Genomic DNA, 22,977 nt, shown 5'->3' on the forward strand with positions numbered 1-22,977 from the left:
TCCCCCGTTCGGATCAATCCCGGCGCGGTCCGGCGTGCTCCGGTTCGCCAGGGCTCATGATCTTCGTCGTGTATGGACCCGAACCGACCCAAACCGCCTTCCCCGCAAGGGCGTTGGCGCTGGTGGCGCTGACCTGGCTCCTGGTGGGGGCACCGGCCGGCGTGGCGACGGCCGACGCCTGCGCATACGCCTCGGCAGGCCCGGACGGCACCCAGGCGGTGGCGGTCGCCGGAAACCTCTCCTGGCCGACGCCCCCGACCTGCCCCAAACCCACGCCGACGCCAACACCCACCCCCACACCGACGCCGCCCCCCACGCCCAGCCCGCCCGAGCCGAAGCCCTCGCCGCCGCCCCCGAAACCCACCCCCACCCCGAGGCCCACACCGAAACCGGAGCCTCCGCCTGCCGCCCCACCGGCCCCGCGACCCGCGACACCGCGCCCGACCCCGACTCCCCCGCCCGCCCCGACTCCGGCTCCGCCCCCCACCCCGAAGCCGTCGGCCAGCCCCACCCCCCGTCCGTTCGTGGCCCCGGTGACCTACCCGCACTACCGGGCGCCGGTGCGAAGGGCGCCGGTGCACGGCGGCCCGTCGCCGGTCACCTATGTCCTGCTCATCACGGCACCCGCCGTGATCGCCGTCGCCGCGCTGCGGCCGCGCTGATTCCTGGAGGCACCTCTTGCCGGAATGGCTTGTTCTCACCCTCGCGATGCTGGCCGCCTGCGCCGTGGTGGTCATCATCACCTTCGTACGGCACCGGGCCGCACCCGAGGACGAGGACCCCAGCGAGACCCCGGACGTCATCGAGTACATGACGATGTGGATCGGCGTGGTGTACGCCATCGTCCTGGGCCTGGCCATCGCCGGGGTGTGGGAGGGGCGCAGCGCCGCCCAGGACCATGTGCAGGCGGAGGCCGTCGCGCTGCACGAGATCTCGGAGCGGGTGCGGGTCTATCCGACCGACGTCCGTGACCGCATTCGGGACGACGTCAACGCCTATGTCGGACAAGTCGTGAACACCGAGTGGAAGACCATGGCCGACGACGGCCGTCTCACCCCGCGCGGCGACGAGCTCTTCGACCGCATCCGCGAGGACGTCACCGACTACCAGCCGAAGACGGACTTCGAGGCCCAGGCGTACCAGCCGCTCCTCGACCAGGTCACCGCGGCGGACCAGGCCCGCAGCGCCCGGGCCGACTCCATGGGCGCGACCATGCCGGGCGTGGTGTGGTTCGGGCTTCTCGCCGGGGCCGTGGTCACCATCGGCATGGTCTTCGCACTGCAGATCCGGCGCACCATGCGCGAACTGGTCCTCGCCGGGCTGTTCTCGGCCCTGATCGCGTTCCTGCTGTTCCTCATCTGGGACTTCGACGCGCCCTACACCCGGGGCATCACGGCTTCGGCGGAACCGTTCCTGAACCTCTTCCCGCACATCAAGACCTGACTCCCGCGCAACAAGGCCCGACCGGGACTGCCCGACGGGCCACCCGGGGACGTGCGCCACGCCGCCGGCGTCCCCTGAGTGGCCCACACGTTTGCCCCATTCGCGCGACCCCGATCGCGCGGACGCACACCTGTTCCTAGCGTTTCGGTCATCGAGGTGCATTTTCACCAAAAGCGGAAAGGTCCGCACTTGCTCCTCGGGGACCGGAGGAACACCATGCGCGCGATACGCGTCGCTTCGGCCGCACTGCTGGGCATCAGCGCCCTCGCCCTCTCCGCGCCGGCCGCCGTCGCGAGGGGCGACGACCACAACATCACGCCGTTCGCCTTCAGCGTGCTGCCCTCGACCGTCGCGGCCGGTGGCAAGGTCACCCTGCACGTGAACCGGGACGGCGGCTGCAAGGGGCCGGCCACGGTCAGGTCGGCGGTGTTCGACACCGTCACCATCCGGCCGGGACATTCCTGGGGGACGGCGATGGTCGACCGGGACGCCAAGCCTGGCGCGGTGTACCGGGTGAGGTTCACCTGCGACGGCGCGAGCGGTTCCACGGATCTGACCATCGTCGGCGGCCGCCCGCACCACCCCACACCGGTGCCGGTCAATCCCACGCCCGTGCCGATCAACCCCAACCGGGGTGTGAAGGCCGGTGTGGGCGGCAGCATCGCCGGGTTCGACCTCAAGGAGCTGGGGATGGGCGTGGCGCTCATCGCGGGCTCGATCGGAGCGGCGTACCACTTCTCGCGCCGCCGTAGCGAGGACGGCGCCTGACGACACGGCACCTGACAGCAGGACTTCGCCCCGGATCCTGAAGGGGAAGGATCCGGGGCGAAGTCCTGCTGCCGTGCGATCGGCTCTCCGAAAGGGGAAGGTGCTCGGAGGGAAGGTCAGATCTGCTTCTCGGACCTCCTGCGCAGCCAGAACACTCCGCCGGCGACGACGGCCGCGGCCACGAGCCCACCGCCGATGGCCATGTCGGTCGGCGTCGCCCCGCTGGAGTTGCTGCCGCCGAGGCCGCCCTGCACACCACCGATGACGGTGAAGGCGGCGGGGTTCGTCAGCGTCTTGCCGTTGCAGTTGACGGTGATGCTGTGCGAACCCGTCCGCGCGTTCCTGTTGACCGTGGCGGTGCCCCTCGCCGTGTTGGTGTTCCTGACCGGGGTGAGGGGTGTGCTCGGGAACGCTTCCGAGGTCGCGGTACCGCCTGCCGGGCAGCCGTCGACGGTGATGGTCAACTGCCCCCCGCGCGCGATGACGCTGGGCAGGGCGACGATGTTGCTCGGGCTGATGTTCATGCCGTCCCGCGCGACGGCCACCGGCGCGGCGAGGCCGAGGGCGGCGACCGCGGCGGCAGAGACCGCCAGGGCACGATGAGTACTCATGTGATCCTCCGCGGAAGGCGCCCCGGGGCCCGTCCCCGGTCTGTCGGCGAGAAAGCGCCTCCCATGAAAGACCCTCAGTTGCCCTGGACGCGCCCGCATTTCGGCGATGGTCCGTCCTGGTGAGAGGACACGCCGAGCAATTACCGCACAATCGGATATCGCCGCAGGTCACGGACCGTCAGAAATTTCCTGTCCGCGGCAACTCGGATGGCGCACCGAAGGCGTACGGGCCACCCGTTCGCATCTGCCCCGTCGCCGGTTTCATTCGCGGCATTTAGCGTTGTCGTATGCGCGAATGACGGGGCGACGGCCGCGTCGAGAGGGGAAACGAATGTCTGCGTCCGAGCTGGCCGAACTGGCTGAAGAGGAGGAGCGGCGGAAGAAGCGTGCTCCTTGGGGCGTGATAGCGCTTGTTCTGCTGACCGGACTCGCGCTCATTCGGAACGGCTCGGGCGAGTTCGACGTGGGTCCGCCGCAACCGGCCACCGCGGCCGCGGCCGGCAGCCGCGTCCCCGGCGCCTCCGGCAACGTCCAACCGCTCCCGTACGCCCTGCCCGACCGGGTCAGGATCCCTACGATCCGCGTCGACGCACCGGTCCTGCCGGTCGGCCTGGACTCGGACGGCTGGGTCGCGGCGCCGCCCCCGGAGGACCCGAACCTGGCGGGCTGGTTCACCGGCGCCGTGTCGCCCGGCGAGAAAGGCACCGCGGTCGTGGTCGGCCATGTCGACAACAAACAGGGCCCCGCCGTGTTCTACAACCTCGGGGCCCTCAAGAAGGGAAATCAGGTCGACGTCGCCCGCAAGGACGGAAGAACGGCCGTGTTCGAGATCTACGGCATCGAGGTCTTCGACAAGAACAACTTCCCCGGCGACCGCGTCTACGCCTCCAAGGGCACCCCGGAATTGCGGGTCATCACCTGCGGTGGCGGTTTCTCCAAGCAGCACGGTTACGACGGGAACGTCGTCGTTTTCGCCCGCCTGGTCGAGGTTCGCTGAGCGTTCTCCGACCGGGCGGGCGGAATCCGGTGGCGCGGGTTATGCGTCGCGCCGTCTCGGCACGGTGATGTGGTAACCGGAATCCAGCAATTGCGGAAGATAGTCGCGCAGAGCGCGGACACTCTGGGAGCGGTCGCCCCCGGCGTCGTGCGAGAGCACCACGACGCCGGGGGCGGCGCCGTCCTCGACCCGGCCGACGATGGTGCGGGTGCCGGGCGTGGTCCAGTCGAGGGTGTCGACCGTCCAGGCAAGGGGCTCCATGCCCATCTCGGCGCCGAGTTGGAAGGCCGCGCGGTTCCAGGCTCCGTAGGGTGCGCGGAACCACTGGGGCCGCTCGCCGTACGCGTCCTCGATGACATCGCTGGTGCGCTTCATCTCGGAGCGGATGCGGGCGCGGGTCAGGCGGGTCAGCAGGGGATGGGTCCAGGTGTGGTTGCCGACGAGGTGGCCGTCGTCGGCCATCCGGGCCAGCAGGTCCTGGTTGTCGACGGCCATCTCCCCGCACACGAAGAACATGGCGCGGACGTCGTGTTCGGCCAGGGTGTCCAGGATGTGCGGGGTGTAACGGGGATCGGGCCCGTCGTCGAACGTGAGCACCATGGTGCGACCGCGCCCGGACACGCGCAGGAAGGGCTCGTGCCGCACGAGGGTCCTGCCGGGTGCCGCGCGCGGCGGCCCCCCGTATCCGGTCAGGGGCTGCAGGCGATAGGCGGACGGCTTGAGCACCGAACGTGCCTGGGGGCCGGCGGCCGGAGCGGGGGCGACGGGGGGCCGGACCGTCTCCTCGCCCCCGCCCAGCGCGAGCACACCGGCGGTGCCGGCGGTGCCCAGAGCGGCGGCGCCGGCGATCAACGCCCGGCGCCGCGTCAGCAATTGATCCTTCGTCATGACTCATCAGTCGCCCGGCCGAAGGCCGACGCTCCCCAGCAACACCGAGGCGGCGGCAGGAATCCACCCACCCGGCCCAAGCAGCCGGACCAACGGCGGCGTGTCCGTCGCGCTCCGGCCCGCGGTGCGAACGAAGGCCCCGCCGCCCGCTCCGCTCAGTGGTCCCACACGTCCGGGCCGCCACCCCGCCACTCGATCAGCTCGGACTGCCGCAGCCACGCCTCTTCGGCGTCCTCCAGGCCCGCGAGGCGCAGGAACTCGACGACGTCCAGCAGCCCGTACGCCATCCCGCGAAACCGGTCGCCCACACGGACCCGCCGGCCACCGTCAGCGGTGGGCGGGTAGATCACGATGGGCTGTGCGTCGGCCACGACACCAGAGTGCGCCGTGTGTCGGCTGCGCGCATGTGGGGCGGTTGTGGCGTTCGTGGGCCGGTGCTGACCGAGTGGTCGCGGAGGTCTTCCCTTCCCCGAACCGCGCGGGCCGGTGGGCGGCCCAATTCGGTTCCGGTGTGCGGGGGTTGCGGGTAGCGTCGGCCGCGTGCAGTGATCTCCCCGCGGCGTCCCGGATGCCGCAGACGCGAAACGGTCCGTATCCGCGGCCGACGGCCGCGCACCTTCCGCTCGGAGAGATCACCAACATGCGCGCAGTTCCCCCTGTTCCCGGCGACACCCCCGATGCCACCCTGGCGGCCTTCGTCGCCCGGGCCACCGCCGATCCCGGCGTCGTCGGCCTGGTGCTCAGCGGCTCCCAGGTGCACGACGGGATGCCGACCGCCCGCTCCGACCACGACCTGCACGTCGTCCTGCGCGACCGTGACGCCTCGCCGCTCAGCGAGCTGGACTGGTTCCGGTCCGCTCATCTGGACCTGGTGGTGATCACCCTCGCCGAGTTCCGCCGCCGCGGACTGCCCGGCGACCCCGACGGCTGGTGCCGCTACGCCTACGTCCACGCCCGGGTGCTGCTCGACCGGCTGGACGGGGAGATCGCCACGATCCTCGACCGCAAGCGCACGCTGGAGGAGGGTGAGGCGCGCAGCGCGGCGGCCGGCGCTCTCGACGCCTACGTCAACCAGGCCTACCGCTCGCTGAAGAGCTACCGCGACGGCCGCGACGCCCTGGGGCATCTGGACGCCGCCGAGAGCGTGCCGTACGCGCTGGAGACGGTGTTCGCCCTGCATCGCCGGGTGCGGCCGTACAACAAGTACCTCCAGTGGGAGCTGGAGCGGCGGCCGCTCGGGGGCGAGGAGTGGAGTGCCGGGCGTTTGCTGCCGGTGCTGCGTCGCATCCTGGCCGACGGCGATCCGCACACCCAGCGCGCCTTGTTCGGCGGCGTCGAACGTGCCGCGCGGGCCGCCGGTCACGGCACGGTCCTCGACTCCTGGGGAGCGGACCTGCGGCTGCTGCGACCACAGCGGCAGTGAGCGGTCAGCGGCGGCGCACCAGCGGGAACGGCAGCGTCTCCCGGATCGTCCGGCCGGTGAGGAACATGACCAGCCGGTCGACGCCGATGCCCAGGCCTCCGGTGGGCGGCATCGCGTATTCGAGGGCGTCGAGGAAGTCCTCGTCCAGTTCCATCGCCTCGGGGTCTCCCCCGGCGGCGAGCAGGGATTGTGCGGTGAGCCGGCGGCGCTGTTCGACGGGGTCGGTCAACTCGGAATAGGCGGTGCCGAGTTCGGTGCCGAAGGCGACGAGGTCCCAGCGTTCGGCGAGCCGCGGGTCGGTGCGGTGCTGACGGGTCAGCGGGGAGACGTCGGTCGGGAAGTCCTTGTAGAAGGTGGGGAGTCGGGTCTTCTCCTCGACCAGGCGCTCGTACATTTCCAGTACGACGTCGCCGCGGCCGTCGTCGGCCGTGTACGGCACGCCCGCGCCGTCGCACAGCCGTTGCAGCGCCTCCAGCTCGGTGTCCGCGTCGACCTCCTCCCCCAGCGCCTCGGAGATCGCGCCGTAGACCGTCTTGACGGGCCAGGCGCCGGAGATGTCGTACTCCTTGCCCTCCTTGTGCGCGATCGGTGAGCCGAAGGCGGCGGTGGCCGAGCCCTGGATCAGTTCGCGGGTGAGGTCGAGCATCACGTCGTAGTCGGCGAAGGCCTGGTAGGCCTCCAGCATCGTGAACTCGGGGTTGTGCTTGTAGGAGACGCCCTCGTTGCGGAAGGTGCGGCCCAGCTCGAAGACCTTCTCCATGCCGCCGACGCACAGTCGCTTCAGGTAGAGCTCGGGCGCGATACGGAGGTACAGGTCGAGGTCGTAGGCGTTGATGTGGGTGGTGAACGGACGGGCGTTGGCACCGCCGTGGATCTGCTGCAGCATCGGGGTCTCGACCTCGAGGTAGCCGCGCTCCAACAGGCCCTGGCGCAGGGCCTGTACGGCGGTGGAGCGGGCGCGGATCACCGCGCGGGCGTCAGGGCTGGAGACCAGGTCGAGGTAGCGCATGCGGACCTTGGCCTCGGGGTCGGCGAGGCCGCGGCGCTTGTCGGGCAGCGGGCGCAGGCACTTGCCGATGAGCTGCCAGGAGGTGACGAAGACGGTCGGCTCGCCCTTGTCGCTCACTCCGGCCCGGCCCGTGGCGGTGATGTGGTCGCCGATGTCGGTGTCGGCGGTGAAGCGGTCGAGGGCGGGTCCCGAGTCCTCGCGGGTGAGGGCGAGTTGACGGTCGCCGGACCAGTCGCGCAGCACGGCGAAGACGATGCCGCCGAAGTCCCGTACGAGCATGACCCGGCCGGCGACGGTGACTTGCTCGCCCTGCCGAACGTCGGCGAGGGCGTGGGTGCGCTGCGGGATGCCGACCGGGTAGGGGTCGGTGCCGTCGGCGCGCAGGCGGTCGAGGGTGCGGTGCCGGATGCGGACCTGTTCGGGCAGCCCGGCGTGCGCATCGCCGGGCCCGGCCTCGTCCCCTCCGGCGAGACCGAGCGCCGACAACGACGGCAGGCCCTCGGTGGTCGCGGGCCTGGACGCACCCCTCGGGTGCCCCTTTCCCCAGAGTTTGCGCAACGACGGTACGGAGACGAAGCCTTCGGCGATTCCGGAGGCCAGGCCGATCCGGGCGAGGGAGCCGGTGTCGCCGTAGCAGATGAAGCGGGGGTACCACTCGGGGTGGTACTTGGCGTTGGAGCGGTACAGGGCCTCCAGCTGCCACCACCGGGAGAAGAACAGCAACAGGCGCCGCCACATCCGCAGTACGGGTCCGGCGCCGATGCGGGCACCCTCCTCGAAGGCCGAGCGGAAGACGGCGAAGTTGAGGGAGATCCTGCGGACGCCCAGTTTGGGGGCGGCCGCGCACAGGTCGGCGACCATGAACTCCATGACCCCGTTGGGTGCGCTGCGGTCACGGCGCATCAGGTCGAGGGAGACGCCGTCGCGTCCCCAGGGCACCAAGGAGAGCAGCGCGAGGAGCCGGCCGTCCTCGCTGAGGGCTTCTACGAGGAGGCAGTCGCCGTCGGCCGGGTCGCCGAGGCGGTCCAGGGCCATGGAGAAGCCGCGTTCGGTCTCGGTGTCGCGCCAGGCGTCCGCCCTGTCGACGATCTCCTCCATCTCCTCGTCGGTGAGGGTGGCGTGGCGGCGGATGCGGCAGTGGGCGCCGGTGCGGCGGACGCGGTGCACGGCCTGCCGTGCCACCCGCATGTCCCGGCCGTCGAGGTCGAAGTCGGCGACGTTCAGGATCGCCTCGTCGCCGAGCTGGAGCGCGCCGAGTCCGGCGCGGGCGAAGGCCTTGGCGCCGTCCTCCGAGGCGCCCATCGCGGCGGGCGCCCAGGCGTGCCGGCCGGCCACGTCCAGCCAGACGGCGATGGCGTGCGGCCAGGCCTCCCGGTCACCCACGGGGTCGCCGCTGGCGAGGCAGACGCCAGCCTCGACGCGGTAGGTGACGGCGGCCTTGCCGCTGGGTGAGAAGACGACGGCCTTGTCGCGGCGGGTGGCGAAGTACCCGAGGGAGTCCTGCTCGCCGTAGGCCTTGAGGAGGGCGCGGATGCGGGGTTCCTCGTCGCCGTGCAGGGCGGATTCCATGCGCTGCGAACGGAACAGGGTGGCGGCGGCGTTGAGCAGGGCGAGGGCGCCGAACAGGCCGAGCGGGAAGTACAGGGCTCGGGGTGGGCGGCCGTCGAAGGAGCGGGCGGAGACCAGGCCGCCGCAGACGCGGTTGGCGGCCCACAACAGGCGCTGATCGCGCGGGAGTGTGCCGGGGAACAGCTCCACCAGGCCCCAGCCGACGAGGATGCCGACGACGAGCCCGGCCAGCAGCACGACGAGGGCCCGGCGGACGGCGGCGCGGCGGGAGGCGCCGTAGAACTCCCTGCGGGCGACGATCAGCAGGGCCAGCGCGAGCGAGCAGACGACGAGGGACGGGACGGACTCGCCGTACAGGCCCACCGCGACGCCGAGGACGTCGTCGAGGACCAGCAGGCCCAGATAGACGACGACCAGCCACCAGGCGACCTTCTTGCGGGCGGCGGTCGCGGCGGCGAGCAGGAAGAGGAAGACGGCGTAGGCGAGGTTGGCGCTGACCGGGACGATGAGCAGGTCGAGGAAGCGGACCACCGGGCGCAGCAGGACGCGCAGCGGTGGGATGAGGGCCAGCAGGACGCAGAGCAGGCCCAGGGCGCCGAAGAAGGCCGCGAAGACCTCGGGCACCCTGCTCATCGGCCCGTTGCCGGGCGGCCGTATCGAGCCCGTGGCGCCCTTGGGCGGGGAGGCCTCCACAGTGGCACTCATGTTCCGACTGTAGGAAGGGCGCGGCCTCCTCGCCCGTCGAGAGTCCTGTGGAGAGGTCCTGTGGAGAGGTCCCGCATGGCGGTGGGACCTGCGGTTTCCGATAGCCTCACAGCCGTGACGGAACAGCACTCGCACCAGTTCGAGCGGGGCACGGACGGGCCCAAGGTCATCGTGGCCGGGGTGGACGGTTCGGACTCCTCGCTGCGCGCCGCGGCATATGCGGGTGGCCTGGCCCGTCGACAGCACGCGCTGCTCGCCCTCGTGTACGTGCAGCCGGTGATGGCGGCGGGCGCGGCCATGGGGGTGCCGGTCGCCGAGACGACCGACGAGATCGCCGAGGACCTCGCCGCCCAGATCCGGGACGCGACCGAGCGGATGAAGGGGATATTCGACGTCCGCTGGGAGTTCCACACCTTCCGCGGCGACCCCTACAGCGGCCTGGTGAAGGCGGCGGACGAACTGAAGGCGGACGCGGTGGTGGTGGGCGCCTCGGAACAGGCCGGCCACCGGATCGTGGGGTCGGTGGCGGTGCGGCTGGTGAAGGCGGGGCGGTGGCCGGTGACGGTGGTGCCGTGAGGGTCACTGTCTACGGGCGAGCAGTTGCGCCGCCTGCGACCGGTGACCGTTCGTCGTTTCGACGTCGCAGGTACCCCTGCTGGGCAGAACGGTTCGTCTACTCGGCGTCGAGCTGGTGGTCGGCCCAGACATAGCTGTCGGGCAGCAGCTCGGTGACGAGGACGGTCCGGACGCGGTCCTCTTCGCCGACGATGACCTTGAGGCCGGGGAAGTAGTCGAGAAGCACCTGCCGGCACCGGCCGCACGGGGGAACGACTCCCCGGTCGCGGTCGCCCACCGCGACGATGGTGTCCAGTTCGTAGACGCCCTGGGCGGCTGCCGCACCGATGAGGACCAACTCGGCGCAGGGCCCTCCGGTGAAGTGGTAGGCGTTCACAGCGGTGACGATCCGGCCGTCCTGGGCGCGGGCCGCGGCCGCCATGGTGTGGTTGTCGCCCCGGCAGCGGGTGCGGGCGACCTCGGCCGCGGCATGGATGAGTTCGTGGTCGACCGGCTCGGCCTGCGTGGTCATCTTCTCCGCCTTCGTGAGGTGTCAGGCGACGTTGACCTGGGTGACGGGGATACGCAAGCGAGTACCGGCTGGAACGGGCCGAGCTGTGAGCGCCGGCGGTTCACTGCGCGTGCAGTGCCTCCTCGCGCAGGTGGTCGAGGATCTTCAGGCGTCCCTCCGTGTTCATCCGGGCCGTGGTGATGCGTCGCGGGTAGCACCTTCTGAACATCGAGGTGAAGTGGGTGCCGTAGTGGATGTGCTCGTCGGCGCCCGGGGCGGTCAGGGGGCGGGCGACGGCGTTGAAGCTCGGCTCGTGGAAGTAGGCGAGGGTGTAGCGCTCGCGGGTGGCCAGGCGGACCTTGTGCGGGGTGGAGAGCAGGGCGCCTCCGGTCATGAACTGCATGATGTCGCCGGGGAAGACGGTGAAGACTCCGGGGACCGGGGTGACGTAGGTCCAGGGGTCGTCGTGTTCGTAGCGGCCGGCCATGGACTCGCCGGGGAGCCAGTTGCGGCCGCGTTCCTCGCCGGGCACGGGCGGGCGGATGTAGAGGCCGCCGACGTCGTCCTGGGCGGCGATGACGAGCAGGCCGTAGTCGGTGTGGGAGCCGATGCCGCGTTCGGAGGTGGCGTCGGCCGGCGGGAAGCGCAGGACCCGCATGTGGTGCCAGCCGTCGGCGGTGAGGCGGGTGAAATGGTCGGGGTCGTCGAGGCCCAGGCCGAGGGCCGTCAGCCGGAGCAGGCGGTGGCCGATCTCGCCGACCGCGGCCATGTAGTCCTTCATCGCCCGGGCGTAGGCGGACGAGGGCCAGGGCACGGGGCCGTGGCAGGGCCAGCGCTCGATGACGCGGGGGTCGTCGGCCGGTATGTCGGGGCAGACGGTGAAGATCTCCGAGCCGTCCCTCTCGCCCGCGGTCTCCTCCTCGCCGGAGGCCACGTAGCCGCTGTAGGTGAGGTCGGAGACGTGGGCCGTCTTCTCCTTCAGCGGGCGTGAGCAGAAGGCACGGGAGGCGGCCAACGCCCGTTCCGTGGCGGCCTGTTGGGCCGGGGTGGCGTGGATCTGGAAGATACCGTCCGCCTGCCACGCCGCCACGAGGGCCCGGCCCAGAGCCCGGTCACGAGCCCGGTCAACAGTCCGGCCGGGCGTCCGGTCGGTGTCCGTTCCGTCGACGGCGGACGGTATCCGGAAGGTCTGAAGTGGCGTCAGAGTCCGTTTGTCACTGCCCATTCGAGGTACTCCGCGAGCGATGCGAGTGGTTGCGCGCCAAACTACTGCGGAGCCCTCCGTCCTGAACAGCCGTTCAGTTCAGATGGTTTCGCCACGTATCTGCGCGACGTCTTCCCTCTCTCGCGCGGCTGGACCATCATGATCGGCCGTCAACCGTTGCCGAACGTGAAGGGGTGAGGCGCATGGCCCGGCTCCGCATGGGCGAGGGGATTCTCCGGCGCAAACCGATCGAGCACATCGAGGAGACGGAAGTCGGCGAGGGCACACGTCTGGACCGGTCGCTCGGACTGTGGCAGCTGACCGCGATCGGCGTAGGCGGCATCATCGGCGCGGGCATCTTCACCCTCGCCGGCACCGTGGCCAACGGTACGGCGGGGCCCGCAGTCCTCGTCTCCTTCCTGATAGCCGGCGTCGCGAGTGCCGCGGCCGCACTGTCCTACGCCGAGTTCGCGGGACTCATCCCGAAGGCCGGCTCGGCCTACACGTACGGCTACGCGGTGCTCGGCGAGTTCGCCGGCTGGTTCATCGGCTGGGACCTGCTGCTGGAGTACACGGCGATCGTGGCGGTCGTCGCGATCGGCATCTCCGGGTACTTCAGCTTCCTGGTCGAGGACATGGGCGCCGAGCTGCCGAAGTGGATGCTGGGCGCGCCGAGCACCGGCGGCGGGCACAAGGTCGACCTGTTCGCGGCCGTGCTGTGCCTGCTGATCGCGTGGCTGCTGAACATGGGCATGAGGAACGCGGCCCGCTTCGAGACCGCCGTGGTGGCACTGAAGGTCCTGGTCGTACTGCTGGTGATCGCCGTCGGCGTCTTCCACATCGACACCGGGAACTACCACCCGTTCTTCCCGTACGGGGTCGGCGGGGCCTTCACCGGTGCGGCGACCGTGTTCTTCGCGGTCTTCGGGTACGACGCCATGTCGACGGCGGCCGAGGAGTCCAAGGACGCGCAGCGGCACATGCCGAAGGCGATCATCTACTCGCTGGTCATCTCGATGGTCCTGTACGTGGCCGCCTGCCTGGTGCTGACCGGTATGCAGGACTACAAGGACATCGACAAGGAGAGTGGCTTCTCCACAGCGTTCAAGTCGGTGGGGCTGGGCGGTCTCGCGGACGTGATCGCGGTGGGGGCGATCATCGGCATCCTCACCGTGATGTTCACGTTCATGCTGGGCGTGACCCGGGTGTGGTTCTCCATGTCCCGGGACGGGCTGCTGCCCAAGTGGTTCGCGAAGACGCACCCGACGCGGCACGTGCCGACGCGTGTGACCTGGATCGTCGGGGTGGCGTCGGCCGTCATCGCCGGGTTCCTGCCGATCGGTGAGGCGGCCGAACTGACCAACATCGGCATCCTGTTGGCGTTCGTGGTGGTGTGCACGGCGGTGATCGTGCTGCGCTACCGGCGGCCGGACCTGCCGCGCACCTTTCGGACACCGTGGATGCCGTTCGTACCCGCGCTGGGTGTCGTCGCCTCGATCTGGCTGATCACCTACCTGCAGTGGCAGACCTGGGTGCGGTTCGCCGTGTGGTTCCTGATCGGGGTCGGGATCTACTTCGGGTACTCCTACAAGCGGTCGGAGCTGGCTCGCCACTAGGACCGGCCCGCCACTGGCGTCGGACTCGCCGCTAGAGTTCTGCATCGGTCGGAGCAACACCGGTGCGGTACGGGGGGATTGAGCGCTGATGCGATCAGGCAGAACGCGCGGAACAGTCGTGAGCGCAGTGCTCTGCGCTGTCGCCGTACTGTTCCTCGGCGCGTGCGGGACGCAGGTGGCCGGTCGGGAGACGTCGGCCTCGCCGACCGGGCCCATCCCGTGGACCACGGCGGAGCCCTCCGGCATCACGGGAGCCCGCCTTTCCGGCGACGGCCGCACGCTGCTCGTCGACGCACGGGTGCCCAGCGGCAAGCACCCGTGCATGCGGGATCTCAAGGCGGTGCTGACCGAACCCGTGGAGAACAGCGTGCGGGTTCAGGTGACGTTCTCCTCGCCGTCGGGGGACATGCGTTCCGGATGCACCAAGGAGAAGGTGGCCACGGCGCGGGTCCGGCTGCCCGCCCCCTTGGACGCCCGGGAGTTGGTCGTCGATCAGGACGTGCAGTTCACCGCCGACGGCGCCAAGCTGCCCGCGCTGCGACTGTGCGGGCAGCTGGGCTGCACGCCGCCCGCCACCGGCTGCACGACCGCCTCCTACGAGCAGGCACTGATCGCGGTCGACGCGCCCGCGCACACGTACCGGGACTCGCAGGACTGCGACGGCAAGTGGCTGGTGACGGACTTCTCCTGGCGGACCGGACCGGCCTGCGGTGACAACACCGCGGATCCCGCCTGCTCGTCCCGGCTGGGCGACCGCTGGTTCTTCAAGGCGAAGAAGTCCGGCTGGGTCCCGATCGCGGAAGGCGCGGCCGGCGGCTGCCGTGTCGTACAGCGAAAGGAACCGGACTTCCCGACCTCGATGTGCAAGTCGCTGGCTCCGCTGTCCCGTTCGCTGCACCCGAGTTACCCGCCCGCGTCGCCCTCCGCGAGCCCCTCCCCCAGCGCCTCCTAGAGGGTACGGAGGAAGTCCAGCAGGATCTTGTTGTAGACCTCCGGCTTCTCCATGTTCGGATAGTGGCCGGTGCCTTCGACGGTCTCGGCACGCCCGTCGGGGACGGCGCGCACGAGACGTTCGGCCGCGTCGAGCATCTCCGGAGGTTCGAGCGTGCCGTTGACGGTGAGCACCGGGACGTCGATCTTCGGCAGTCGGGGCCAGGAATCGGTCACGCGCACATGCCAGTCCTTCTCGCCGGGCGTGTGCTTGGAGAGCGAGTTGAAGGCCATCTCCTTCAACCGGCGCGAGATGTCCGGGTCGACGTCGTCGGCACTGCGGTACGGGCCGGGCACGACCCGCACGAAGACGTCGAGCCACCCGTCGATGTCACCGGCGCTCAGGGTACGGGCGTACTCGGCCTGGATCTCCCGGGTCCAGTCGTCCGTGTACTGGAAGTCGCCGGTCGCGGCACCGCAGGTGACCACCGCGCGCACGAGCTCCGGGTACTCCAGCACCGTGTCGGTGGCGATCAACCCGCCCATCGACAGGCCGACGAGGACCGCGGGCCCGGCGTCGAGGTGGCGCAGCAGTTCGGCGAGGTCGTCGGCCCAGCGGAAGGGTTTGCTCGCGTTGACGGAGGATCCGTGGCCGCGCACATCCGGGGCGATCACGCGGTACCCGGCGGCGAGGGCCGGTATCTGGTCGTTCCAGAGGCGGTGGTCGACGTATCCGGAGTGCAGCAGGACCACGAGGTCCCCGAAGCCGGTGTCGAGGTAGGCGAGGTCACCGTCGGTGGACGTGAAGCAGCTCAGTTCCGAAGCAACTGTCATGACAACCAAGGTGTCATCTTCAGAGGGCTTTGGCAACCTAGGTGTCATGATGGCCGGGTGAACGACATCGACGCACCGCTGCCACCCGACGATCTCGGCCACCACATCAGCGAGGTGTTCGACCTCATCGGTGCGCTCTACCGGCGCGGGCTGCGCAAGCTCGAGCAGGACGAAGCAGCCGGGGCGGTCGAGGGGGTGTCCGTCGGAGTGCGCTCCGTCCTGGTCCTGCTGCACAGGTACGGGCCCATGACGGTGCCTCAGATGGGCCGGGTCATGGCGCTGACCCGGCAGTTCGTGCAGCGCATGGTCAACGACGCGGTGGACCGGGGCTGGGCGGAGGCTACGCCCAACCCCGCGCACCAGCGGTCCTCGCTGATCCGGATCACGGACGAGGGCACGGCCGTCATCAACGCGATCCTCGCGCGTGAGCACGCCCTGAACCGGCAGGTCGGCGGCGATCTGACCGACGCCGAACTCCGGGCGTGCGTACGCGTACTGAAGGAGATGCTGCGCACCTTCGACCACGTGGACGTGGACTGACGCCCATCGCCCTACTGCCCCATCGTCAGCCCGTCCTTCGCCGCGCCCCGGCTGAGCGCCACGTCCCGGATCCGGTCGCGCACGCCCTTCACGTCGGCGCCCTGGGCGAGCGCCTGGTTGAGGTTCACCGTCCGCCCGGCGTCGACGTCGAACAGTTGCGGAATGAACTCCGCCTTGGTGACCGCCCAGCGGTCACCCGGTCGGGCGGGCCGGGTGAAGGTGAAGCGGCCGAGGGTGGACTCGTTGCCGCGCGGGTCCTGGACGCCGTCGTTGTTGGTCATCTCGCCGGCGATCTGGTCGCCCATGCCGTAGACGACCCAGGTGCCGTTGACCTTCTCGTACGCCTGCGGGACGTGGGCGTGGGTGCCGAGGATGAGGTCGACGTCGGGGCGGCCGCCCGTGCGGGAGGCGGTGAGCTGCTGGGCCAGGGCGAGCTGTTGCTGGTCGGGCGCGTCCTGCCATTCGGTGCCCCAGTGCAGGGAGACGACGACCACGTCGGCGCCCGCCCGCCGGGCCGCCCGGGCGTCCTCGATGATCTTGTTCTCGTTCATGAGGTTGACGGCCCAGGGCTGCCCCTGGGGCAGCGGGAGGCCATTGGTGTCGTACGTGTACGCGAGGTGGGCGACCTTCGCCGGGCCCGCGCGCAGGACGGTGACGGTGCGCGCCTCGGCCTCGGTGCGGGCCGAACCGGCGTGCCGCACGCCCACGCGGTCGAGGGCGTCGAGGGTGCGGCGGATGCCGTCGGCGCCGTCGTCGAGGCTGTGGTTGGAGGCGGTGGAGCATCCGTCGTAGCCGGTGACGGCGAGGCCCTGGGCGACCTCGGGCGGGGACTTGAAGACGGGGTAACCGGTGTAGTCGCCGTTCGCCCCGTAAACGGTCTCCATGTGACACAGCGCCAGATCGGCGCGGGAGACGAGGGGTTTGACGCCGGAGAGCATCGGGCGGAAGTCGTAGCCGGCGCCGCCGCCGTCGAAACGGGCGCGGTCGATGATGGCGCTGTGCGGGAGGACGTCGCCGGAGGCGACCAGCGTGAATCCGCGGGCAACGGCCGGCGCCGGGCGTCCGGCGCCGGTGGACCGTTCGTGCCGCTGGGCCTGGCAGGCGGCGCCCGCTGTCAGAAGGACCGTCAGGGCCAGGGCAACCTGTCGTCTGCGTGCAATCATCAGCTCACCCCACTTTGTTCCTATTTACGGACAAATACGTACGAAGTTGAGAGCGCCCCCAAACAACTCGGGCGCACCGATTAGCCCGTCCGGCGCCCACGAGCGGGCGCCAGAGACCGCCGCGTGGGGGTGCCCGCAACCGTTCGTCGAACCGTTCGTCGACGCGATCGACCGTCCGCCGCAGATCCCGGCACGGGGCCTGTCCCGTAAACGGCACCCTGCGATGCCATACGCCCATGACGGCCGGAACCACCCTCACGAACGCGACGACCGCCGAGCACGAGCTCGCCGCACTTCAGCGGGAGCACGGCCGGCCCCTCTTCGCGCTCCTCCTCCGGCTCTGTGACGGCGACCGGCAGCGCGCCGAGGACCTCGTGCAGGAGACCCTCGTCCGCGCCTGGCAGCATCCCGAGGCGCTGCGCGCCGACGACTTCGAGTCCGTACGGCCGTGGCTCATGACGGTGGGACGGCGGCTCGCCATCGACGCGCGGCGGGCCCGGCAGGCGCGTCCGCCGGAGGTCCACGACGCGATCCTGGAGAACGCGCGCGTGATCGGCGACCACGCCGAGCGGGCGGCCGCCGCCCTCGATGTACGCGAGGCTGTGAAGACACTCACTCCGGAGCACCGTGAAGTCCTGGTGCTCGTGTACTTCCAGGGGGCGAGTGTGGCGGAGGCCGCGCAGGCCCTGGGGATTCCGCCCGGTACCGTGAAATCCCGCGCGTACTACGCGCTGCGCGCCCTGCGCAGGGTGCTTCCGGGATACGCAGCCGACCTGCGGTGAAACGGATTGCTGAGTCAAACCTCCGTAAAGCGCCTTGCTGAAGACATGGGTTGAGCAATCAGCTGTCTTCATCCGTGTTCCGGACTGGGGGCTCGGGGTCCTGACGGGGACCCGGAGTCGGGCGACGCGCACGCACCGGAGGAAGGCAGGAAGGGATGCTGCACAGAGGTCAAGAGAGCACGGACGGCACCGGCGGCGGTGAACTGGTCGTCCCCATGGCATGGCTGTACGCCGAGTACATCGCCGACGAACTGCTGCGGACGGGCGACCTGATGCCGCCGACGTCCTTCGAGTTCCGTGCCGGACGGGACGCGCTGGCGCTGACCATCTTCCTGTCGGACATGGACGGCGAACTTCCCGGCATCCGGGTGGTCTCCCAGCTGGAGACCTGGCTGTCCCTGACCGCGTACGACCAGCCGTGGCAGGACTGGGTGGGCGAGCGGATGGCGAAGCTCTGCGCCGAGGCGGTCGATTCCGCGGGCCCCGCTCCCGACTTGGAGCTGGCGGAGGCGGCCTGGCGCTGGCTGGAGGAGACCGAGTTGCTCGCGCCCGACCTGAACGCGGTGCCGGGCGGTGCCGCGGTGGTCGGTGAGGACGAGGGTCCGAAGGTGTGGACGAAGGCGTGGCAACTGGGACTGCCACTGGGGCATCTCGCCATCCACCTTTTTTAGACTCGTTCAGAATCGGACCAATCCGGGAGTCGGCCCGCTCCGAATCCCTTGGTTGCGATTCTGTGGATGCCTTGAGTGATTCGACTGTCTGGTGCGTACCGGTGGGAGCAAGGAGTAACCCCACCCGCACCCAACGGCACGAGGATTCGGCATGAGGTCCCAGGAGAGGCATCGCGACGTCGCCGCGTACGCGCTCGGCGTGCTGGACGAGGCGGACGCCTTCCGCTTCGAGGACCACCTCATGGAGTGTGCGCGCTGCGCCGCTCACGTGACCGAATTCGGGCCCATCACCCGGCAGATGATGCTGTACCGCCGAGCGACCCCACGGTTCGTGAGCCCCATGACGAGGCCCGGTCCCCAGTTGCTCGACCGGTTGCTCGGCGCTGTGGCGACCCGGCACCGGGCGGGCCGACGGCGCTTCCTGTACGCCGTCGCCGCGTCCGTGGCGATCGGGATCGCCGGGCCCGGCATCACCACGATGATGGCGCACGGCAGCAGCACCGGGGCCGTCCAAGTCGCCGCGACCGACGCGAAGTCGGGCGTATGGGCCCAGTTGACGACCCAGGACGAGTCCACCGGCAGCCAGGTGAAGCTGGAGGTGAAGGACGGCGCGGGCCCGCGCTCCTGTCGTCTGATCGCCATCGGCCGCGACGGCTCCGAGCAGATCCTGACCAGCTGGACCGTGCCCAGCCACGACGCCCACCCCATCACCATGCAGGGCAGTTCGGCCATGCACACCAGCGAGATCGCCCGGTACGAGGTCCGTACCGCGGAGGGCGAGCATCTGGTGACGCTCCAGCCCCGCTAGGAGTGTTGGGGCAGCGGGATCAGTCGCGGTCACGACTTGAACCTCACGCGGTGTGAGGATGCATCGTTGCCGTATGACCCTTTCTGCCACCTGGAAGGTGGGCCGGCTCGCCGAGGCCAGCGGCCTGACCGTGCGCACGCTGCACCACTGGGACACCATCGGGCTGCTCAGCCCCTCGCACCGCACCACGGGCGGACACCGGGAGTACGTCGAGGAAGACCTCGTCCGGCTCTATCAGGTGCTGGCGCTGCGCAGTCTGGGGCTGGCCCTGGACACCATCGCCGTCTGCCTCGACGCCGGGGTCGACCCGGCGCGGTTGCTCCGGGACCACCGGGCCGCAGTGGAGGCGTCCATCGCCGCGCTGGGTGTCCTGCGGGAGCGGCTCGTGCGGCTCGAAGACGAACTGTCGGGCGGGCGGCCTCCGACGACCACGTCTCTGCTCGATGCGCTGCGGGCGATCGGCGACACCGGTCCGGAGGGCGAGGACACGCTGGGCCGCCACCTGGACGCCGACCAGATTCAGGTCCTGCGGACTCGTGCCGCCGCCCTGGGGCCCGCCACGCACTACCTGCTCGAGGTCGAGTGGCCGGAGCTGTACCGCAGGGCCGACCGGCTCCGGACGGCCGGAACTCCTCCCACCGATCCGAAGGTCCGTCGGCTGGTGACCCGTATGGATGAGCTGAGCGTCCTGTTCAGCGGCGGCGACGCCCGTATCTCCACGGGTGTGCGCAAAGCCTGGCGTGACGATCCGGCCGCCATGTCCGGCGACCCCGACGCTCCGGCCGACGAGTGGCGAGCGCTGGCGGACTATCTGGAGCAGGCCCGCAACAGCCCTGCCTGACGGCACGGTGGCTACTTGAGCAGCCGGGACATTCTGCGGTCCGCCAGCGGTTTGCCGCCCGTCTGGCAGGTCGGGCAGTACTGGAGCGAGGAGTCGCTGAAGGAGACCTCGCGGATGGTGTCGCCGCAGACCGGGCAGGGCTCGCCGGTGCGGCCGTGGACGCGGAGGTTGGTCTTCTTCTCCGCCTTCAGGCGGCCGGCCGCGACTCCGTGGGAGCGGTCGACCGCCTCGGTGAGGGTGGTGCGCAGGGCCGCGTAGAGGCGGGTGGTCTCCTCGGGGGTGAGGGAGGCGGCGAGTTTGAAGGGGGACATCTTCGCCGCGTGCAGGATCTCGTCGCTGTAGGCGTTGCCCACGCCGGCGATCAGACTCTGGTCGCGCAGGGCGCCCTTGAGCTGACGTCGTTCGGAGCCGAGGAGTTCCGCGAGGCGCCTCTCGTCGAAGTCGTCGGCGAGCGGGTCGGGGCCGAGGCGGGCCACGCCCGGGATCTCCTGGGGGTCCTGGACGACGTAGACGGCGAGGCGTTTCTGGGTGCCCGCCTCCGTGAGGTCGAAGCCCTCGCCCGTCTCCAGGGCCACGCGCAGCGCGAGGGGGCCCTTGCCGGGGCGGGGCGGGCCGTCCGGGAGTTTGTCCTTCCAGTGCAGCCAGCCGGCGCGGGCCAGGTGGGTCACGAAGTGCGGGCCGCCGTCCGTCTCGAGGTCGAGGAACTTGCCGCGGCGGTGCACGGCGGTGACCTCGCGGCCCTCGACGGCCGTGAGCGGGGGGTCGTACGTCTTGAGGACGCTGATCGCGACGGGCAGCACCCGCACGATCTCGTGCCCGACCAGGTGCTCGGTGAGGAAGTCCTTGAGCGCTTCCACCTCGGGGAGTTCCGGCATACGTTCCAGAGTGCCACCCGGCACCGACAGTGCCAGGTGGGATCAACCGACGGTGCCGTCGGTGGACGAGTCGTCCTCCGGGACCACGAACTCGCACCACACGCACTTGCCGCCGCCGCGCGCCTCCACGCCCCACACGTCCGTGAGCAGGTCGACCAGGAGCAGGCCCCGCCCGGAGACGCCCGACTCCCCCGCCTCGCGGCGGCGCGGCAGGGCGCTGGAGGAGTCCTCGACCTCGACGCGCAGACGGCGCTCGCTGCCGGCGAGGACCCTGAGAGTGACGATCGCGGAGCCCTCGGTGTGCATGAGCGCGTTGGTGATCATCTCGTCGGCGACCAGCTCGATCTCGTCGGCGCGGTCCCGGGCGCCCCAGGCGCGGACCGCGGCCCGGATCATGTGCCGGGCCTCGGCGAGCGCCTCGGGGTCGCCCGGTGCCACGTGCTGCTGGAGCCGGCCGCCGGACTGCGCGCTGTCCAGACCGCGGCGGCGCAGCAGGAGCAGGGCCACGTCGTCGTCGCCGCCGCGTTCCTCGGCGACGTCGATGAGGCAGTCGGCGAGATCCCGTACGTCCTGCGGGCCGGTGGCGATCAGTGCGGTGAGGGTCCGCATGCCGTCGTCGAGGTCGGCGCCCGGCTGTTCGACCAGGCCGTCGGTGCACAGGAGCAGCGTGTGGCCGGGGTCGAGCTCGAGGGTGCCGACCGGGTACTCGAGGCGCCCGAACTCGGCGGACAGGCCGAGCGGCAGCCCGCCCGCCAGGGAGACGCGGCGGCAGCTGCCGTCGGTGCTCCGGATCAGCGGGTCGATGTGCCCGGCCCGGACCACCTGGACCACTCCGGTCGACAGGTCGGCCTCGGCGTACAGGCAGGTCGCGAAGCGGTCGGTGTCGAGTTCGTGGAGGAAGACGGAGGCGCGGGCCATGACCGTGGCGGGGGTGTGGCCCTCCGCGGCGTAGGCGCGCAGGACGATACGGAGCTGGCCCATGACGGCGGCCGCGTGCGTGTCGTGCCCCTGGACGTCGCCGATGACGGCGCCGACCCGGCCGCCGGGCAGCGGGATCAGGTCGTACCAGTCGCCGCCGATGTCCCGCCCGAGGGAGCCCGCGGCGGTGCCGGCGCGGTAGCGGACGGCCACGTCGGCGCCGCGGACGCTGGGGATGGTGCGCGGCAGCATGGCCTGCTGGAGGCCGGTGGCGAGGTCCTTCTCCTGCTCGTAGAACATGGCCCGCTGCAGGCTCTGCGCGATGCTGCTGCCGAGGGCGACCAGGACGTTGCGCTCCTCGGCCGAGAAGCCGCGCCGGTCGCTGTAGAGCAGGCCCATGGAGCCGATCGGGCGGGCCTGGGCGATCAGCGGGAGGTAGGCGGCGGACGTGATGTGCAGGTCGGTGAGGTGCGGCCACAGGAGCGGGTAGCTGTCGGCGAACTCCTCGGGGGACTCGATGAAGCGCGGGGTGAGGGTTCGTACGACCTCGCTCATCGGGTACTGCTCGTCGATGCGGGTGACGTCGGTGCCGGGGACGAAGCTGCCCGCGGGGCCCTCGGCGATCAGCCGGATGCGGCCGGCCTCGACCAGGCCCATGACCAGGCTGGTGGCGCCGAGGTGGGTGAGGCCGTGGGTGTCCTTGAGGACGTCGATGACGTCCTGGACGGTGCGGGCGTGCGCGAGGGCGGCCGTGGTCAGCTGCACGACGTTGGTCTGCTCTCGCCTGGCCGCGTCCTGGGCGGCCCGCTCGCTGCCGGGCGCGCTGTCGCCGAGCTCCTGGGTCGCGTCCCGGACGATGCCGATGATGCGGCGCGGACGGCCCGTCTCGTCGCGCCGGATGTAGCCCTGGGTGTGGGTCCAGCGCAGGGTGCCGTCCCGGCGGCGGATGCGGAAGTAGGCGCCGTAGTTCTCGCTGCCGTCCTTCAGGGCCTGCGCGACGAGGGTGTCGAGCCGGTGGCCCTCGGCCGTGGGGACCCGGACGGAGAGGGTCTCGGGGTGGCCGTCGTATTCGTCGGGGCGCACGTCGAAGACCTCGTGGGCCTGGGCGTCCATGTGGAACAGACCGGTATCCAGGTCCCAGTCGAAGCTGCCCATGCGGTTGAGCGCCAGGATCGGATCCGGGTGGGCGGGCCAGTCGTCCGGGAGTGACAGGGCGCTCGCTCCCCGATCAACCATGGAGCCACCCTGCCAGGATTCGCCCGATTCTTCGACCGGGAAGCACGGAGGAATTCTCGGGCCGCCCGGTCGCCGTCGGT

24 protein-coding genes are annotated in these 22,977 nt (G+C 70.7%); 13 read left to right on the top strand and 11 right to left on the bottom strand.

Annotated features, from left to right (window positions below; translation table 11 throughout):
* Nucleotides 1-13: 13 nt before the first annotated feature.
* Nucleotides 14-382, bottom strand: a complete 369-nt coding sequence (locus tag OG303_RS08340; protein WP_405866351.1) for a hypothetical protein — start codon at nt 380-382, stop codon at nt 14-16.
* A gap of 142 nt (nt 383-524) precedes the next feature.
* Here OG303_RS08340 and OG303_RS08345 point away from each other — a divergent pair, with 142 nt between their 5' ends.
* The 3 genes from OG303_RS08345 (at nt 525) to OG303_RS08355 (ending at nt 2,211) form a co-directional block, all read left to right on the top strand.
* The gene (locus OG303_RS08345) at nt 525-662 is read left to right on the top strand and encodes a hypothetical protein (RefSeq protein ID WP_405866353.1); all 138 of its coding nucleotides are present in this window, start codon (nt 525-527) and stop codon (nt 660-662) included.
* Between the two features lie 16 nt (nt 663-678).
* The gene (locus OG303_RS08350; RefSeq protein WP_405866355.1) at nt 679-1,443 is read left to right on the top strand and encodes a DUF4239 domain-containing protein; all 765 of its coding nucleotides are present in this window, start codon (nt 679-681) and stop codon (nt 1,441-1,443) included.
* A gap of 216 nt (nt 1,444-1,659) precedes the next feature.
* Nucleotides 1,660-2,211, top strand: coding sequence for a hypothetical protein (locus tag OG303_RS08355; RefSeq protein WP_405866357.1), 552 nt, complete (start codon nt 1,660-1,662; stop codon nt 2,209-2,211).
* Nucleotides 2,212-2,327: 116 nt separating this feature from the next.
* On the opposite strand, the gene OG303_RS08360 is transcribed toward OG303_RS08355, so the two are convergent.
* Nucleotides 2,328-2,822: a hypothetical protein gene (locus OG303_RS08360; protein WP_405866359.1), complete on the bottom strand. Its 495-nt coding sequence runs from the start codon at nt 2,820-2,822 to the stop codon at nt 2,328-2,330.
* A 331-nt stretch (nt 2,823-3,153) separates the two neighbouring features.
* Between OG303_RS08360 and OG303_RS08365 the strand changes: the two genes are divergently transcribed.
* Nucleotides 3,154-3,819 (top strand): class F sortase, encoded by a 666-nt coding sequence (locus OG303_RS08365; protein ID WP_405866361.1) that lies wholly within the window; start codon nt 3,154-3,156, stop codon nt 3,817-3,819.
* 39 nt (nt 3,820-3,858) lie between these two features.
* Here OG303_RS08365 and OG303_RS08370 read toward each other — a convergent pair whose 3' ends face one another.
* Together OG303_RS08370 and OG303_RS08375 are read right to left on the bottom strand one after the other, a co-directional pair.
* Entirely contained in the window at nt 3,859-4,707 is an 849-nt protein-coding gene (locus tag OG303_RS08370; RefSeq protein ID WP_405866363.1) for a polysaccharide deacetylase family protein, read from the bottom strand.
* Nucleotides 4,708-4,862: 155 nt separating this feature from the next.
* A complete protein-coding gene (locus OG303_RS08375; protein WP_405866365.1) occupies nt 4,863-5,078 on the bottom strand; it encodes a hypothetical protein in 216 nt (71 codons plus the stop codon).
* A 269-nt stretch (nt 5,079-5,347) separates the two neighbouring features.
* Between OG303_RS08375 and OG303_RS08380 the strand changes: the two genes are divergently transcribed.
* Entirely contained in the window at nt 5,348-6,130 is a 783-nt protein-coding gene (locus tag OG303_RS08380; RefSeq protein ID WP_405866367.1) for a hypothetical protein, read from the top strand.
* A gap of 4 nt (nt 6,131-6,134) precedes the next feature.
* Here the strand turns inward: OG303_RS08380 and lysX are convergent, their stop codons facing one another.
* A complete protein-coding gene (lysX, locus tag OG303_RS08385) occupies nt 6,135-9,413 on the bottom strand; it encodes a bifunctional lysylphosphatidylglycerol synthetase/lysine--tRNA ligase LysX (protein WP_405866369.1) in 3,279 nt (1,092 codons plus the stop codon).
* 114 nt (nt 9,414-9,527) lie between these two features.
* Here lysX and OG303_RS08390 point away from each other — a divergent pair, with 114 nt between their 5' ends.
* Nucleotides 9,528-9,989 (top strand): universal stress protein, encoded by a 462-nt coding sequence (locus tag OG303_RS08390; protein WP_405866371.1) that lies wholly within the window; start codon nt 9,528-9,530, stop codon nt 9,987-9,989.
* A gap of 97 nt (nt 9,990-10,086) precedes the next feature.
* On the opposite strand, the gene OG303_RS08395 is transcribed toward OG303_RS08390, so the two are convergent.
* A complete protein-coding gene (locus OG303_RS08395) occupies nt 10,087-10,500 on the bottom strand; it encodes a cytidine deaminase family protein (RefSeq protein ID WP_405866373.1) in 414 nt (137 codons plus the stop codon).
* Nucleotides 10,501-10,600: 100 nt separating this feature from the next.
* Complete coding sequence (locus tag OG303_RS08400) at nt 10,601-11,704, bottom strand: isopenicillin N synthase family dioxygenase (RefSeq protein ID WP_405866375.1); 1,104 nt, start codon at nt 11,702-11,704, stop codon at nt 10,601-10,603.
* Between the two features lie 182 nt (nt 11,705-11,886).
* On the opposite strand from OG303_RS08400, the gene OG303_RS08405 reads away from it, so the two are divergent.
* Nucleotides 11,887-13,299 (top strand): amino acid permease, encoded by a 1,413-nt coding sequence (locus tag OG303_RS08405; RefSeq protein ID WP_405866377.1) that lies wholly within the window; start codon nt 11,887-11,889, stop codon nt 13,297-13,299.
* A 118-nt stretch (nt 13,300-13,417) separates the two neighbouring features.
* Nucleotides 13,418-14,251 carry a hypothetical protein gene (locus OG303_RS08410; protein ID WP_405866379.1) on the top strand — a complete coding sequence of 278 codons (834 nt, stop codon included), beginning with the start codon at nt 13,418-13,420 and terminating at the stop codon, nt 14,249-14,251.
* Here OG303_RS08410 and OG303_RS08415 read toward each other — a convergent pair.
* Complete coding sequence (locus OG303_RS08415) at nt 14,248-15,063, bottom strand: alpha/beta fold hydrolase (RefSeq protein WP_405866381.1); 816 nt, start codon at nt 15,061-15,063, stop codon at nt 14,248-14,250. The genes OG303_RS08410 and OG303_RS08415 overlap by 4 nt on opposite strands.
* Before the next feature lie 57 nt (nt 15,064-15,120).
* On the opposite strand from OG303_RS08415, the gene OG303_RS08420 reads away from it, so the two are divergent.
* The gene (locus OG303_RS08420; protein ID WP_405866383.1) at nt 15,121-15,603 is read left to right on the top strand and encodes a MarR family winged helix-turn-helix transcriptional regulator; all 483 of its coding nucleotides are present in this window, start codon (nt 15,121-15,123) and stop codon (nt 15,601-15,603) included.
* Nucleotides 15,604-15,614: 11 nt separating this feature from the next.
* Here the strand turns inward: OG303_RS08420 and OG303_RS08425 are convergent, their stop codons facing one another.
* The gene (locus OG303_RS08425) at nt 15,615-16,766 is read right to left on the bottom strand and encodes a CapA family protein (RefSeq protein ID WP_405866385.1); all 1,152 of its coding nucleotides are present in this window, start codon (nt 16,764-16,766) and stop codon (nt 15,615-15,617) included.
* Nucleotides 16,767-17,002: 236 nt separating this feature from the next.
* Between OG303_RS08425 and OG303_RS08430 the strand changes: the two genes are divergently transcribed.
* The 4 genes from OG303_RS08430 (at nt 17,003) to OG303_RS08445 (ending at nt 19,868) form a co-directional block, all read left to right on the top strand.
* Entirely contained in the window at nt 17,003-17,548 is a 546-nt protein-coding gene (locus tag OG303_RS08430; RefSeq protein WP_405866387.1) for a sigma-70 family RNA polymerase sigma factor, read from the top strand.
* Nucleotides 17,549-17,703: 155 nt separating this feature from the next.
* Entirely contained in the window at nt 17,704-18,219 is a 516-nt protein-coding gene (locus tag OG303_RS08435) for a hypothetical protein (RefSeq protein ID WP_405866389.1), read from the top strand.
* A gap of 151 nt (nt 18,220-18,370) precedes the next feature.
* Nucleotides 18,371-19,027: an anti-sigma factor family protein gene (locus OG303_RS08440; RefSeq protein WP_405866391.1), complete on the top strand. Its 657-nt coding sequence runs from the start codon at nt 18,371-18,373 to the stop codon at nt 19,025-19,027.
* Nucleotides 19,028-19,100: 73 nt separating this feature from the next.
* Complete coding sequence (locus tag OG303_RS08445) at nt 19,101-19,868, top strand: MerR family transcriptional regulator (protein WP_405866393.1); 768 nt, start codon at nt 19,101-19,103, stop codon at nt 19,866-19,868.
* An 11-nt stretch (nt 19,869-19,879) separates the two neighbouring features.
* On the opposite strand, the gene OG303_RS08450 is transcribed toward OG303_RS08445, so the two are convergent.
* Nucleotides 19,880-20,743 (bottom strand): Fpg/Nei family DNA glycosylase, encoded by an 864-nt coding sequence (locus tag OG303_RS08450; RefSeq protein WP_405866395.1) that lies wholly within the window; start codon nt 20,741-20,743, stop codon nt 19,880-19,882.
* A 42-nt stretch (nt 20,744-20,785) separates the two neighbouring features.
* Complete coding sequence (locus tag OG303_RS08455; protein ID WP_405866396.1) at nt 20,786-22,897, bottom strand: SpoIIE family protein phosphatase; 2,112 nt, start codon at nt 22,895-22,897, stop codon at nt 20,786-20,788.
* Nucleotides 22,898-22,977: the final 80 nt, after the last annotated feature.

Origin of the sequence: Streptomyces sp. NBC_00005, from assembly GCF_045160215.1 — a bacterium.
GTDB lineage: Bacteria > Actinomycetota > Actinomycetes > Streptomycetales > Streptomycetaceae > Streptomyces.